The sequence below is a fragment of the Mycetohabitans sp. B3 genome (genome assembly GCF_021498065.1).
Lineage (GTDB): Bacteria > Pseudomonadota > Gammaproteobacteria > Burkholderiales > Burkholderiaceae > Mycetohabitans.
Window position 1 is genome coordinate 269,294 of sequence record NZ_JAHLKN010000026.1, and the last position, 14,827, is coordinate 284,120.

The following is a 14,827-nucleotide window of genomic DNA, read 5'->3' on the forward strand; positions in this document are numbered from 1 at the left end:
GCGTTGAGCCCCGCTGATAACGGCGCCGCGTCGCGCGCGCTGCTGCTGATCTCCGACCTGCATCTGAGCGAGGCGCTGCCGCGCACCGTCGATGCGTTCGCGCATTTCATCCGCGTCACCGCGCGCGACGCCGATTCGGTATTCATTCTCGGCGACCTGTTCGAGTATTGGATCGGCGACGAGATGCTCGCGTCGCCGTTTTCACGACATATTGCCGAGCTGATGCATACGCTGTCCGAACACGGCATCGCGTTGTACGTGATGCCTGGCAACCGCGATTTCTTGCTCGGCCGCCGCTTCATGGCGGCTGCGGGCGCCATGCCGCTGCCCGATCCATTCGTCATCACTGCCTTTGGCGAGCGCATCGTACTCACGCATGGCGACGCGCTGTGCACGGCCGATGTCGGCTACCAACGATTTCGCCGCGTCGCGCGCACTGCACTCGCGCAAAGCCTATTTCTTGCGCTGCCGTTGCGCTGGCGTGAAAGGGTCGGCGAGAGCATGCGACGCAAGAGCCTCGCCCGACCGGCACAACCGTCGCCGCGATATGACGCGACACCCGACGCGCTCGCGCGTCTGTTCGCCGCGACCCATACCCGCACGATGATCCATGGCCACACGCATTTACCCGCTTGCCATCACCAACATGGCACCACACGCTGGGTGCTGCCAGACTGGGAGCTGGACCACGGTGCACCGCGCGGCGGCTACCTGAAAATCGACGCAGACGGCATCCACGCACTACCGCTCGATGTCTGCGGCGGCCCAACGCGGGCTACTTGTTCTGAATAACCTCGCCGAGCTTACGTAGGTCTGCGATGCTAGACTGGCAGCCGTCGAGTTGTTCCAGACGCGCGCCCAGGCGCTCGAGCGCTGCCACCAACTCGTCAATCCGACCCGACTGCTGCGCGGCATGATCGATCAGTCCGTGAATGACTAGCGACATCGGATCATGGGCGTTCGGCGTCAGGCCATACGCAGCAAAAGGCTGTTTCAGCGGCATGCCTTCATGCTTGCCGCTCACCCCGTTGATTGGCGTGGCGCCGGGCGATGGCACGTTGGGCACAATCACGCGCGCCGGATTGCCGACGACGGTCGCCCCAGCGGGCACCGGCTTCACCACCACGGCATTGGAGCCGATCTTCGCGCCCTCGCCGACCGTGAAACCACCGAGCACTTGCGCGTTCGCACCGACGATCACGCCGGCTTGCAGCGTCGGATGCCGCTTGGCGCCGCGCGACAACGACGTGCCCCCCAGCGTGACGCCTTGATAAATCGTGCAATCGTCCCCCACTTCGGCCGTTTCGCCAATCACCACGCCCATCCCATGATCGATAAAGACCCGACGGCCGATGGTCGCGCCCGGATGAATCTCGATACCGGTAAAAAACCGCCCCAGGTGCGACACGAAGCGCCCGAGCCAGCGCCACCCCGCCCGCCAGCAACGGTGCGCGAGCCGGTGGAACATCAGCGCGTGCAACCCAGGGTAACAGGTCAGGACCTCCCACGTGCCGCGTGCAGCTGGGTCCTTCTGGCGGATGGCAACAATGTCTTCGCAAAGTCTGTCAAACATGGCGACTCACAGCACATAGGCAGGTCATTGTATTGAGATCGCGCACCGGCAGCGCGCCCGATTCGACACGCGGCAACTACCGATCGCCGCTACGCAAGCCCTGCGATTTCAGCAGGATATGCTTGGCGATACCCCGCACGATATTGACTTCCTCGCGCTCCAGGCCGGCCCGCGCAAACAACCGGCGCAGCCGCGGCATCAGCTTCTTCGGACTGGCGGGATCGAGGAAATCCAGCGCGATCAGCGCATTCTCCAGATGCACGAACATGCGTTCGATTTCGTCGTGGGACGCCAGCGACGAGGCCACGCTGGCGGGCGGCGTCCGCTGTGCGGTGTCCAATAGCGCCAGCCGCAACTCGTAAGCGAGCACTTGGACCGCCTGTGCGAGGTTCAGCGAGCTGTAAGCGGGATTGGCTGGGATATGCGCTAGCGCGTTGCAGCGCTCGACATCGGCATTGGACAGCCCCGTGCGCTCGTTGCCAAACACCAATGCGATATCATCGCCGGCCGCCGCCAAGCCGCCGGCACGCAACGCGAGCGCACGGGGCGCCAGCGTTGGCGGCCCCCACTCGCGCTCGCGAGCAGTCAGCGCCACGGACCAGTGAACACCAGCCAACGCATCGGCCAGCGTAGGCACGATATGCGCGGCCGCCAACACGTCGCCTGCGCCGCTAGCCATTGCTTGCGCGTCGGGATCGGTGCGTACCGCCTCGAGCCGCGGGGCGACCAGCACAAGCCGGGAGAAACCCATCGTCTTCAACGCGCGGGCCGCTGCGCCGACATTGCCGGGATGGCTTGGCTCGACGAGCACGAAGCGCACCGACGTAAAGCCGCCCGCCAAAGACGTCGAGTCGCCGCGCATGCGCGAAGGCGTGCCGGCCGAGCGCGAGCCTGCTGGAGACGAGCCTGCTGGAGACGAGCCTGCTGGAGACGAGCCTGCTGGAGACGAGCCTGCTGGAGACGAGCCTGCTGGAGACGAGCCTGCTGGGGATGAGCCTGCCGGGGACGGGCCTGCTGGAGACGAGCCTGCTGGAGACGAGCCTGCTGGAGACGAGCCTGCTGGAGACGAGCCTGCTGGAGACGAGCCTGCTGGAGACGAGCCTGCTGGAGACGAGCCTGCTGGAGACGAGCCTGCTGGAGACGAGCCTGCTGGAGACGAGCCTGCTGGAGACGAGCCTGCTGGGGATGAGCCTGCCGGGGACGGGCCTATCGAAGACGGGCCTGCCGGGAACGAGCCGAGTGGAGTGACACTGTGATTCACGGTTCAGATTCGATAACCAAGGACTGCAATGGTATCGCGAGTGCAGCGGCGCGGAGCATGCGCCAACGCGCAGTGGCGCTTACTGATAAAATTATTCATTCATTATGCCGCCGCACGACCGACGTGCTGGTGCGCATCGTTCTTAATCAATTCGTTAGCTCTGGCCGCACGGTATCGCGCCGCGGCAGTTGCCTCGTGCCCAAGGAAAAAGCTCATGCATCCGATGCTCAACACCGCTGTCAAGGCCGCACGCCGTGCCGGACAAATCATCAACCGCGCGTCGCTGGACGTCGACCTGCTACAAGTGACCCAGAAGCAGCACAACGATTTCGTCACCGAGGTCGATAAGGCAGCCGAGGCGGCAATCATTGAGATATTGCACACTGCATATCCCGACCATGGGCTCCTCGCGGAGGAGTCTGGGGCCAGCGCCAGCGAGTCCGAGTATCTGTGGATCATCGATCCGCTGGACGGCACGACGAACTTCATCCACGGCTTCCCGCAATACTGCGTGTCGATCGCGCTTGCCCATCGCGGCGTCGTCACGCAGGCGGTGGTCTACGACCCGACACGCAATGACTTGTTCACCGCATCACGTGGCCGTGGTGCGTTCCTCAACGACCGGCGCATCCGCGTGTCACGGCGCGACCGCCTGGCCGACGGGCTGATCGGCACCGGTTTTCCGTTTCGCGATCAGAGCGGCCTGGACGAGTACCTGAAGCTGTTCAGCGAAATGACGCGTGCGTGCGCCGGCCTGCGCCGACCAGGCGCAGCCGCGCTAGATCTCGCATATGTGGCCGCCGGCCGCTATGACGGCTTCTTCGAGCAAGGCATTCAACCGTGGGACGTCGCGGCCGGCAGCCTGCTCGTCACCGAAGCGGGGGGCTTGATCGGCAACTACACAGGGGATTCGAACTTCCTGTACCAGCATGAGATCGTCGCCGGCAATCCGAAGCAGTATGCGCAGATGGTGCAGATCTTGAAGCCGTACAGCCGGGTGGGAACGGCGGCCTGAACCGTATCAAGGGAACAGTCGCGGGTGCGCGTACACGCCGCGACTTCCGGCGTTCTGCCCTCGGCGCGTTGCGCTGGATCGAAAAAGTCCCCGTTCGCGACCCGGCCAACCACTTCGGATATCGACTGCGCGAAGAGCATCTATGCTACATCCTTTAATGCTTCCGTATCTCGACGTCGTGCCGCACGCGCCGCAGCCCCTAAACCATGACGATTCGCCGACACTCACTTGCCGACGCAACGCAGTCCACTAGTCCTCCACCCTGCGTCGCTCAATCCTCAAACCAGACACCGGGTTCCTCAACCCAGACGCCGGGCCGCATCACGGCTAATCGCGCGCCCATGCCCAATCCGGCGCTTCGCGATATCGGCTTGATACCGCCCGCTTCGTCCCGCGTGGCGAACACCGCCGGCTGCCCTAAGCCAAACATGCTGGATGATGCAGCAAAAAAACTGGCGAGCGAGCTGTTGCCATGCTTAACTGTGCTGCGAGACATAGAACTGTTACGCAAAAAACAGCGAGATGCCGCGCGCGTGTTCCTGAGCGCCCACTCGCCGACAAACGATCTTTTTGCCATGAAGGCAGAGATCAGCCGCGTTGAAGAGTCGATACACACGTTCACCAAGCTTTGCGCCGACCCGTCCACCGCGAAAGCGCTAAAAGCGCTGCAGCTGAAGGATATTACCAACGGCGCGCATGCCTACCTGACGCTGACCCAGGCCGCGATAGCATCGCTTCAGGACGAAGTCCGGATCTCGCGCCCAAGTTTGGAAAGGCATTTGCCCATGAGCGGTCTATTTCCCGCTCGGGAAATCCCGGCCGCAGGCGAAAACCTAAAGGCGCAGATCAGCGCGCTGCGGGCACGAAGACAAAACCTGATTGAAGCGCAACGTCTACTGGGCGAACTGCCGCCAACATTTTGGAAAACAATGGTTGGTCAAGCCATGGCAAGCGCCGACCCGTCTCGCCCTCCCTTCGCGGCAACATCGTTGTACATGGGCAAAGACGAGATGATCCGCCGCGCAGCGGAGGAAATCGACCAGACATCAATTCAGATTTGGACAAAATCGTTTTCCCTTAGTTCGTCCACACCACCTCGGGCGCTCGATGGTCATTGGCATCTGCCCAGTTTTTCGCTCTCCGAAACGTCGCATGCCGAACCCAAACCCGCCGCCTCTGCAGAAGGACAACCGCCCTACAGCAACATCCGGTTGCCAATGCCCTTACGGTCTAAGCTACAAATATGGCTCGCCGACAACTCAGCGTGCGTGAAGGAGCTGACACTTGCATTGGACGAAATAGCTCAATCTGCACTGCCTCAGCGCACGAGCCAACGCTCCCCGTTAAGGATGCAGCGCGGGCAAGCCAATCGTGAACCATTAATGGGACGCTATCGCAATGCTCGCCTTGGCACGATACGGCACAACGCGCTGATGGTGACCCAGTACTGGCACGCCTATCATCTCGGCGCGCGAGATGACGCACATAGGGCATCAAACGGATATGACGGACTTTCGCTCGAGACATGGAGCGCCGGCTACGCGGCGCTACTCTGTTCGATCATGAACTCGTTATGGGAAAACCCGCTGCGCCCGTCCCTGTCGGATCCTGCAGCCGAACAGCAGTTCGCCCTGCGACTGATCGAGGAAACCAAGGTGGCGTCGGCGCTATTGGAGCACGTCGCTGCCAACCGGGATAAAAAGAACGACAAGCCGAACCAGGATACCGAATTTTGCACGGCAATACTCGACGGCATCACCAGCCACACGCATGCCGCCAGCCAAAAGTTGCAAGCATGGACCGAAGAACAACCAGTATTCTCGCGGCCCGGCCAGTCGGCGCGCCGTGTCAGCACAGCCCGGAACAGCGTCGGCAAACGCGACGAGGAAGCCGAAACCGCATTGCTCAGGCAATGGCTGCAGCCTTTCAAGAATGCGTACTTTGCTGATCGCTCCGTACAGGCTATCGAGGCCGGGATCCAGACGATACTTAAAACCATCGTGTACGCGCACGATGTCGGATCGGCCGATCACGACTGGCTGGAGCATAGCCAACTGGAGCAAAGCAAGCAGTCCGTGCAACCGTCCAGATCCAAAGGCAAGAAGAAAAAAGCACGTAAAGCCAAGCCCACGCGCATGGACAATGCCGCTACGACGCCCACCCCGGCTGAGCGGCAACGCGCCGAATTCGACGCATTCAAAAAACAGCTTCCCGATGACATTCCGGCCGACGCGCGGAAACAAATTGACCAACATCGCGAAGGAATGGAGGGCTTGATAGATGAAATGGGTCACGCCTTTGCGACAATAACGGCTGCTGATACGGCCCTTGACTCACGCGATACGCCTGCCAAGTACATTGCACAGCTTCGCCTGGCCCAACAGCAATGCACTGGCATGGTCACAGTGGCTCGCGCACGCCGGCAGGACTTCGAGCAGAAAGAAGCCGAACTCGAATCGCTGGACCTGGACGACAAGTCCAAGCAAATGTTGCGTCACCGGCTCAGTCATCTGCTCACGGTCACGGATACCGATATTCGGCATCTGGAGCGCATCAGCAACGAGATCGACTCACTGTTCAAGCAAGCGCACGCTATCGAATGCCTACTCGCACCTTCGTTCAGTGCATTCAAAGGTCTTTGGGACACAGGCGGGATAACGGTGGCGGGCGGGCACAATTGGACAAAAGTCGCGAAGAACACCGTGCACGAAAACTATATGTTGGAATATGAGCTCAGCCTGTCGCCGGAATGGGTCAGCGAGTTGGATCAACGGCTTGGCTCACTCACAAAGACGCCGAAATGGGTGCTTCATCTGCACTCACCGACGCCAAACAAAGCTGCAGTGCGCGTCGGTCATTTTAAGACCTGGCAAGAACGCACTGACGGCAATCCCGAACACCGCGGCATTGTCCCGCCCGACATGCTACACGCGCTCATGGCCCAATTGGACACAATAGTCGATAGAGCGGGCCGGAACGAACCCGACCGGGCCGCTCAACGCCATGCCGCTGCGCAGCCGTCCTCCGATCGTGCACGCCGGCGGCATCATCGTGCAGCGGTGAGCCGGCGCGGCTAGAAAATCACCACGCTGTGCGTTGCGTCGCCAGCGGTGGACGCGAGATGGCGGACCGATGTTTCCGACGGAATCTATCCGCCCTATCCGCGGGAGCAACGCGAGGCCAGTATGCGCGGCCACGCGTATGCCGCCTATCCAGTCTCACCTCGTTCACGGCTATCGTCGGTATTACGATCGAGAACGCGTCGATCTCAAAGATTTTGGGCGGGAACCGCCCAGCGGCCATCGCACTGACACACGCACATTGCCCAAACAGATTAGGACTTCGTCGTCCGTCACTGGCGGAATACACGTAAACTAGCGTCTTCAAGGTCGCGTCGACACGGCAGGGAACCGCCGCACGGTCGATATTCTAATATTTGACAGACTGCTTGCATGACTGATGGAAAACGTGCCCGTTGGTGAACACACGCGGAACCACCCCGAATCGCCCGGGGGCCAATCCAACATGGCCAACATGGACTTGAGTAAGGGCCAAGCGCCGAAACCGGCCGCCCTCGCGGAAATCGGCAACCACACGCCGATGATGCGCCAATACCTCAGCATCAAGGCCGAGCACCCCGGCACGCTCGTGCTGTACCGAATGGGCGACTTCTACGAGTTGTTCTATGAGGACGCGGAAAAAGCGGCACGATTGCTCGATTTGACGCTCACGCAGCGCGGCGCGTCGGCAGGCAACCCGATCAAGATGGCCGGGGTGCCACACCACTCGCTCGAGCAGTACCTGGCCAAGCTCGTGAAGCTCGGCGAATCCGTAGCCATCTGCGAGCAGATCGGCGATCCGGCCGCCTCCAAGGGCCCGGTCGAGCGCAAAGTCGTACGCATCGTCACACCCGGCACGCTGACCGACGCGGCGCTGCTCGCCGATAAAAGTGACGCGTACCTGCTCGCACTCGCGCCCGCGCGCAACCGTCGCGGCACGTTAACCGGCGTCGGGCTCGCGTGGTTGAATCTGGCAAGTGGCGCGCTGCGGCTGACCGAGGTCGGCGCAGACCAGGTGGCGGCCGCGATCGAGCGCATCCGGCCAGCCGAGACGCTAGTGAGCGACAGCGCCGCGCAAGCGCTCACACTGCCCGCAAGCGTGGGCACGCTGACACGGGTCCCTGAATGGCATTTCGACCCCGCTTCCGGCGCGCAACGCCTATGTGAACAGTTGGCGGTCGCCACTCTCGACGGATTCGGCGCGCAAACGCTGGGCGCCGCATGTGGCGCGGCCGGCGCGTTGCTGCTGTATGCGGCACAGACACAGGGGCAACAGCTGCGGCACATCCGCTCGCTGAAGATCGAGCAGGAGTCCGAGTACATCGGGCTCGATCCGGCAACGCGGCGCAACCTCGAGTTGACCGAAACGCTGCGCGGCACGGATTCCCCAACGCTGTTTTCGCTGCTTGACACATGCTGCACGTCGATGGGCAGCCGCCTGCTGCGCCACTGGCTGCATCATGCGCCGCGCAATCCGGCTCTCGCACGTGCCCGCCAGCAAGCGATTGGCGCGTTGCTCGACGGCCCGCCAGGCAACGATCTGGACGCGCTTCGCCACGCGTTGCGACAGATCGCCGACGTCGAGCGCATCACGGGCCGACTCGCGTTGCTCAGTGCACGGCCTCGCGATCTGGCTAGCCTACGCGACACATTCCGCAAGCTGCCTGAGTTACGCGAGCGGATCGCGCCGGTCATCGCGCACTCAAGCTCGTTGCAGCAGCTCGATGCATCGCTGCATGCTCCGCCTGAATGCACCGATCTGCTGCAGCGGGCGATCGCGGCCGAGCCCGCCGCGATGGTGCGCGACGGCGGCGTCATTGCCCGCGGCTATGATACGGAATTGGATGAGTTGCGTGACATCTCGGAAAACTGCGGACAGTTCCTCGTCGATCTCGAAAACCGCGAACGCACCCGCACCGGCATCGCGAATTTACGTGTCGAATATAACAAGGTCCATGGCTTCTATATTGAGGTCACGCGCGGGCAGACCGACAAAGTGCCGGACGACTACCGACGGCGCCAGACATTGAAGAACGCGGAGCGCTATATCACGCCGGAGCTCAAGGCGTTCGAGGACAAAGCACTATCGGCACAAGAACGCGCGCTCGCGCGCGAACGTGCGCTGTACGACGCATTGTTGCAGGCGTTGTTACCCCACATCGGCGATTGTCAGCGCGTGGCGTGCGCGCTGGCCGAGCTCGACGTACTCGCCTCACTCGCCGACCGCGCACGTGCGCTGGAGTGGGTCGCGCCATCGTTCGACGCACAGGCCGGTATCGAGATCGAGCAAGGACGGCATCCGGTCGTCCAAGCCCAGGTCGAACAGTTTATCGCAAACGATTGCCGGCTCGGCGCGGAACGCAAGCTGCTGTTGATCACCGGACCGAATATGGGCGGCAAGTCGACGTTCATGCGGCAAACGGCGCTGATCACGCTGATGGCGTATATCGGCAGCTATGTGCCGGCAAAGCGGGCCTGCTTCGGTCCTGTGGACCGGATCTTCACGCGGATCGGCGCCGCCGACGACCTCGCGGGCGGCCGCTCGACATTCATGGTCGAGATGACCGAAGCCGCCGCCATTCTGAACGATGCGACGCCACACAGCCTTGTGTTGATGGACGAAATCGGTCGAGGCACATCGACCTTCGACGGGCTCGCGCTCGCGTGGGCCATCGCGCGCCACTTAATCTCGCACAACCAGAGCTATACGCTTTTCGCCACGCACTACTTCGAACTCACGCAATTGCCGACGCAATGCCCGACGGCGGCAAACGTGCACCTGTCCGCGGTCGAACATGACCATGGGATCGTGTTCCTGCACGCGGTCAACGAAGGTCCGGCGAACCAAAGTTACGGATTACAGGTCGCGCAACTGGCCGGCGTCCCGCAACCGGTGATTCGCGCAGCCCGCCGTCACCTGGCGTTGCTCGAACAACAAACGGCCGGCCAGCCGGCGCCGCAACTCGATTTGTTTACTTCAGCAGCGCTTACGATCGAGGAAGCGACCGAGCCGCGCTGCGAGCAACCGACAGGCGCTTCGGACCTCGCCACGCCGCAGGCGCGCCCCGAAGCGCCCCACGCCGCAGTCGAGCGGTTACGCGGCCTTGACCTAGATGCGCTGCGCCCACGTGATGCACTCGAATTGCTGTATGAACTGCGCGAGCTTGTCGAGCGCGCGGATTGTGAGTCCCGCTGAGCGGTCACCGCACATGCCCCCCCATCACGCGCGAAAGCGCTGCACGGCGGTGGCGATGTGCACGCTCGCGTCCGCGTTAGTTGTGCTGCTTGCTGTGCGCGGGCCGGGCGCACAGGCGGCTCCTCGTGTTGCGCCCGCGGTCGATGGCGTGCGCTTCGCCGTGATCGCAGGCCTGCCGCCGTCGCCGTCGAGCGATACGGCCACACGGGCGCTACTCGACATGCTGCGGCGCACCCCGAAGCTGCAATTCGCGGTATGGGACGGCGCGCTGCGCCGGCCGGGCGAGCCGTGCGACGACGCGCTGTTCGCCGCGCGCCGCACGCTGCTCGACACGTCCGCAGTGCCCCTCGTCGTCATACTGGGCCGCCACGACTGGGAAGACTGCGACAGCAAGTTTGCCGGGGGCTTTGATTCGGTCGAGCGACTCGACTTTGTGCGTCAAACGTTCTTCGACCAGCCGTACTCGCTCGGCAGCAGGGCGATGCACGTGGTACGGCAAAGCGACCTGCCGCGCTTCCGACAGTATCGCGAGAATCTACGCTGGGAAACCGGTGGTATCGCCTTCGTGACACTGAACGTGCCAGACGGCAACAATCATTATTCGAGTGCCGGCGGACGCAACGGCGAATTCGAGGATCGGGCGGTCGCCAATGCGTTCTGGCTGCGGCACGCTGGGGAATATGCAAAGCGCCGCAAGCTCAAGGCGATCGGCGTATTGATCGACGCCGATCCCAACTTTGAGCGCTATGAGCAACGCGAGCGCTTTACTTGGCTGAGATGGGGTCGCCGCTTGCCGCGCGACGGGTACGTTGAGTTTAAACGGACGCTGGTCGAGCTGTCGCGCAGCTTCAGCGGCACGGTCATACTGATTCACGGCGCGAGCCGTGACACGTTGCCGCGCGTGCGAATCGACCAGCCATTGCACGATGACCGTGGCGAGCGTGTCAAGAACTTCACCCGAATCGCGATCGCGCGAACTGACCGTGATCCACGGTGGCTCGATATCCGGGTCGAACCGACGCCTTGGCCGGTGTTCCACGTCAACGAACGTGCATGGCCCGATGCAGCTCGGTTCGCGTCAATACCGTCCGCATCCAGCCCGCCGGGCACGGCATTGTCACCCAGCGACGTTGGCGCCACCGCGGCGGCGCAGCCGTCGGGCGCTGCAACCGCCACACCCGAGCGAAGACCGGATACCGCGCCGGCCAACGGACTATGGCTGCCGGGCGGAACCACGACGCCGCCCATCGGACTCTGGCCAGCACCTGCGCAGCGCGCACCGACGCCGCGTGATCCGCCGACCGTGCCAACATCCGGTGCGGCGCCAGCTGACTCATCAAATGACGACATGCCGGCCGATACGCGCGCTGTCCGGCCCCACACCGAGCCGTCAGGACACACGTCAGCCGACGCGCCGCAATTCGATCCCGCCTCCCTCCGCCCTTAGGCGTGTCAGGGCGCTGGCCGGCTGACGGCCCGCCTCGCACCGAGGCAAACGCTCGACAGTCAATGCAGCGTCGGCGACTTGCCGGCCGCCGGAGACGCGCCGTCAACGTCCTGGCCGTCGTCCTCGTCCACATCGATGACTTCGAGCCCATCGGCGCCATGCGCGTGCTCGTGCTCGACCTCATCGGCAGTGGCCTCGCGCACGTCCCTGACCGTCAACGAAAAGCGCAAAGCCATACCGGCCAACGGATGATTGCCATCGAGCACAACCTTGTCCTCGGCGAGATCCGTCACCGTGTAGATCAGCGTATCGACCTCGTCGTCCCCGCCTTCGGGCGTCCCCTCGAACTGCATGCCGACTTCGAGCGGCTCAGGAAAGCGGTCTCGAGGCTCGATCTTGACCAGTTCAGGATCGTAGTCGCCGAACGCGTCGACGGGCTCGAGCTGGATCTGCGTCGAAAATCCCGCCTCTTGGCCTTCTAGCACTTCCTCGATCTTCGGGAACGTGCCATCATAGCCGCCGTGCAGATAGACCATCGGTTCGTCGCTTTCCTCGATCAGGTTGCCCTGTGCATCCGACAGCTTGTAGGCGACAGAAACGACGGTGTTCTTCGCGATTTTCATTCGACTCTCCAGAATACAAGCTCCATTATACGATGCCTGTGCGGCCTTCCCCACCGGCGCCGCGGATGTTGTCGCGCGCCGTTTCGACGCGTATATCGGCGACCTCGTCCGCATTTGTCGCCCCGCCCCACCCCGACGTGCCAACCCCACTGCTGGGCGGCCTGACACCGGCACAGTTCATGCGCCGCTACTGGCAGAAAAAGCCATTGCTGGTTCGACAGGCGCTGCTCGACATCCATTCCCCGGTCACCCGGCAGTGCCTATTTGACCTCGCGCAACGTGACGATGTCGAGTCGCGCGTGATCCGGCAGCGTGCGTTGCGCGGCGAGATGCGCTGGCAGCTCGAACATGGGCCATTCGAACGCTTGCCGTCCACGCGTCAGCGTCACTGGACGCTGCTCGTGCAGGGCGTGAACCTGCACGTGCCGGCCGCGCACGCGCTGATGAGCCAGTTTCGCTTCCTGCCGGATGCGCGGCTGGACGATGTGATGATTTCGTATGCGACCGATGGCGGTGGCGTAGGACCGCATTTCGACTCGTACGACGTGTTCTTGCTTCAGCTGCACGGCCGGCGCCGCTGGCGTATCGGCGCGCAGCGGGACCTTTCGCTGCGCCCGGGCTTGCCGCTGAAAGTGCTGCAGCATTTTGAGCCAAGCGAGGACTGGATTCTTGAGCCGGGTGACATGCTTTATCTGCCACCGCACATCGCGCACGATGGCATCGCGCTGGGCGAGTGCATGACCTGTTCAATCGGCTTTCGCGCGCCACTTGACGGTGAGCTATCTGAGCAATTCCTGTATCATGCGGCTGAACGCGCGGCGCAGGCACGTGGCGCATCGCGCCGCTATGCGGATCCGAATCAGCCGCCCGTGAGCGAGCATCCGGCCGCGCTGCCCCCGGCGCTGGTCGACCACGTCGTGGAACTGGTCGAGCGGATGCGTTGGTCGCGTGCGGACATCGCGGAATTTGTCGGCAGCTACCTGAGTGACCCGAAGTCGAGTGTTTTTTTTGATCCACCTGTGCGCGCACTGTCGCGTCATGCGTTTGTTTCGCGCATCATCGAAAACGGCATCGAGCTCGATCCGAAAACGATTTTGCTGTACGACGATACGCGCTATTACTTGAACGGGGAATCAGCAACGCTGATACGAAGCTTGCGCAGAACCATTACCACGTTAGCCGATCAGCGAGCTCTTCCGGGGAAAAAATTTGTAACACTCTCTCACCATTCGTCCATGACACAGCTGTTGTACGAATGGTATCGTGCGGGCTGGATACGGATTGGCGGGCCATAGGCGGCTGACCTTCGGTATTCCGCGATGTGAGATTTTGTCTGGAAAAGACAACGAACCGGCCCTAGATTTATCGACGGTCGATATGAAAGTGCCTATAATTCCTGCCCAAGCCGTAGGTGAGAGGGATGCGACAAGCATGCGACCCACCAGCGGCCATAGGTGGGTGTTGAAGCACACAATACCGGTATTATTCGCGCTGTTGCTTACCTGTAACCATAAAAGGACGTGATCATGAAGAAATCCCTCCTCGTAGCATCTCTGTTGGCAGTGATGGCTCTGGCGGCTTGCGGCAAGAAGGACGAAAGCGCAGGCCCGGCTGCTGCGAGCGACGCTGCTGCCGCATCGGCTTCGGCTGCTTCGGACGCGGCCGCTGCCGCTTCGGGCGCTGCTGCTGCGGCCGTCGACGCTGCTTCGGGCGCTGCGGCTGCTGCGATCGACGCGGCTTCGGCTGCTGCCGCGGCTTCGGGCGCAAGCCAGTAATTGCCGTCAGCGAAAAAAACCGGCCTGCGGGCCGGTTTTTTTTGTCTCAACGCCGCGTCGCCACACAACAGCGGCACACACGCCGCACTCAAAGCGCTTGCCAGCCGAATCCGTCATCTTGTGTCGCGACAATCACCTCAGCCGAGGACGCACCGAGGACCGCGGCCAGTGCATCGCGCGCCAGCTCGGGTAGATTGTTCTGCTGTGACAGGTGGGCCGCGACAATGCAGCGTAGCTTCGAGCGGTCGATTGCCGCCAGGATCGCCGCCGCCTCGTCATTGTTCAAGTGTCCGTGCGTGCCGCCGACTCGGGCTTTCAGCGAGGGTGGATAGCGGCTTTGCGCGAGCATGCGCACGTCGTGGTTACATTCCAGTACCAAGCCGTCGCAGCCATCCAGCGTCTGGATAATATGCGGCGTTGACGTGCCCACGTCAGTGAGCACGCCAACGCGGTGCTGACCATCGCCGAACACGAACTGCAGCGGCTCGCGCGCGTCATGCGGCACAGTATACGGCAGCCATTCCAGGTCGCCGATGCCAACCGTCTCCCCGGCCCACAACACTCGCCATTCGACACCCCGCGCATCGTCTGCGCCGACCGCCAGCGCCGTGCCCCAGCTCATGTAGAGCGGAATCGACGCCCGCCGGGCAACGGTCAGCGCACTGCCGATGTGGTCGGCGTGCTCGTGCGTGATGACGATCGCGTGCAACGCATCAAGCGTGACGTCTAAGCGGGCAAGCCGCCGCTCGAGTTCGCGCGCGGAAAACCCGCAATCGAGCAGCACGCGGGTCGTCGTGGTGCCGTCTTGCGCCTCGACGAGCAACGAATTGCCGTCGCTACCGCTACCTAAGCTCGCAAAACGCACGGTATCACACGAT

12 protein-coding genes and 1 pseudogene are annotated in these 14,827 nt (G+C 62.7%); 7 read left to right on the forward strand and 6 right to left on the reverse strand.

Features of this window, described 5'->3' with window-relative positions:
- Window positions 1-3: 3 nt before the first annotated feature.
- Window positions 4-792: a UDP-2,3-diacylglucosamine diphosphatase gene (locus KQH55_RS07760; protein ID WP_076795555.1), complete on the forward strand. Its 789-nt coding sequence runs from the start codon at window positions 4-6 to the stop codon at window positions 790-792.
- Here the strand turns inward: KQH55_RS07760 and cysE are convergent.
- The 3 genes and pseudogenes from cysE to KQH55_RS16880 all read right to left on the reverse strand — a co-directional run.
- Complete coding sequence (cysE, locus tag KQH55_RS07765) at window positions 776-1,573, reverse strand: serine O-acetyltransferase (protein WP_076795557.1); 798 nt, start codon at window positions 1,571-1,573, stop codon at window positions 776-778. The two genes, KQH55_RS07760 and cysE, sit on opposite strands and share 17 nt — an antisense overlap.
- A gap of 76 nt (window positions 1,574-1,649) precedes the next feature.
- The gene (locus tag KQH55_RS07770; protein ID WP_235090547.1) at window positions 1,650-2,435 is read right to left on the reverse strand and encodes an RNA methyltransferase; all 786 of its coding nucleotides are present in this window, start codon (window positions 2,433-2,435) and stop codon (window positions 1,650-1,652) included.
- A pseudogene (locus tag KQH55_RS16880) lies at window positions 2,330-2,695 on the reverse strand (pentapeptide repeat-containing protein); the annotation flags it as partial. The gene KQH55_RS07770 and the pseudogene KQH55_RS16880, both read right to left, overlap by 106 nt.
- Window positions 2,696-3,048: 353 nt before the next feature.
- Here KQH55_RS16880 and KQH55_RS07780 point away from each other — a divergent pair.
- On the forward strand, window positions 3,049-3,849 hold the full coding sequence (locus tag KQH55_RS07780; protein ID WP_076786755.1) for an inositol monophosphatase family protein: 801 nt from the start codon (window positions 3,049-3,051) through the stop codon (window positions 3,847-3,849).
- A 271-nt stretch (window positions 3,850-4,120) separates the two neighbouring features.
- Here KQH55_RS07780 and KQH55_RS07785 read toward each other — a convergent pair whose 3' ends face one another.
- Window positions 4,121-4,345, reverse strand: coding sequence for a hypothetical protein (locus KQH55_RS07785; protein WP_235090549.1), 225 nt, complete (start codon window positions 4,343-4,345; stop codon window positions 4,121-4,123).
- 79 nt (window positions 4,346-4,424) lie between these two features.
- Here KQH55_RS07785 and KQH55_RS07790 point away from each other — a divergent pair, with 79 nt between their 5' ends.
- The 3 genes from KQH55_RS07790 to KQH55_RS07800 all read left to right on the forward strand — a co-directional run bounded on the left by KQH55_RS07790 (window position 4,425) and on the right by KQH55_RS07800 (window position 11,551).
- Window positions 4,425-6,926 (forward strand): hypothetical protein, encoded by a 2,502-nt coding sequence (locus tag KQH55_RS07790; RefSeq protein ID WP_235090550.1) that lies wholly within the window; start codon window positions 4,425-4,427, stop codon window positions 6,924-6,926.
- A 457-nt stretch (window positions 6,927-7,383) separates the two neighbouring features.
- A complete protein-coding gene (mutS, locus tag KQH55_RS07795) occupies window positions 7,384-10,104 on the forward strand; it encodes a DNA mismatch repair protein MutS (protein ID WP_235090551.1) in 2,721 nt (906 codons plus the stop codon).
- 13 nt (window positions 10,105-10,117) lie between these two features.
- On the forward strand, window positions 10,118-11,551 hold the full coding sequence (locus KQH55_RS07800; RefSeq protein WP_235090552.1) for a hypothetical protein: 1,434 nt from the start codon (window positions 10,118-10,120) through the stop codon (window positions 11,549-11,551).
- Window positions 11,552-11,610: 59 nt separating this feature from the next.
- On the opposite strand, the gene KQH55_RS07805 is transcribed toward KQH55_RS07800, so the two are convergent.
- Window positions 11,611-12,174 (reverse strand): peptidylprolyl isomerase, encoded by a 564-nt coding sequence (locus KQH55_RS07805; protein ID WP_076786747.1) that lies wholly within the window; start codon window positions 12,172-12,174, stop codon window positions 11,611-11,613.
- Window positions 12,175-12,206: 32 nt separating this feature from the next.
- On the opposite strand from KQH55_RS07805, the gene KQH55_RS07810 reads away from it, so the two are divergent.
- Both KQH55_RS07810 and KQH55_RS07815 read left to right on the forward strand, forming a co-directional pair.
- Entirely contained in the window at window positions 12,207-13,469 is a 1,263-nt protein-coding gene (locus KQH55_RS07810; protein WP_373566372.1) for a JmjC domain-containing protein, read from the forward strand.
- Between the two features lie 231 nt (window positions 13,470-13,700).
- Complete coding sequence (locus KQH55_RS07815; protein WP_235090554.1) at window positions 13,701-13,949, forward strand: hypothetical protein; 249 nt, start codon at window positions 13,701-13,703, stop codon at window positions 13,947-13,949.
- 88 nt (window positions 13,950-14,037) lie between these two features.
- On the opposite strand, the gene KQH55_RS07820 is transcribed toward KQH55_RS07815, so the two are convergent.
- Window positions 14,038-14,814 carry an MBL fold metallo-hydrolase gene (locus tag KQH55_RS07820; protein WP_076786741.1) on the reverse strand — a complete coding sequence of 259 codons (777 nt, stop codon included), beginning with the start codon at window positions 14,812-14,814 and terminating at the stop codon, window positions 14,038-14,040.
- Window positions 14,815-14,827 lie beyond the last annotated feature (13 nt).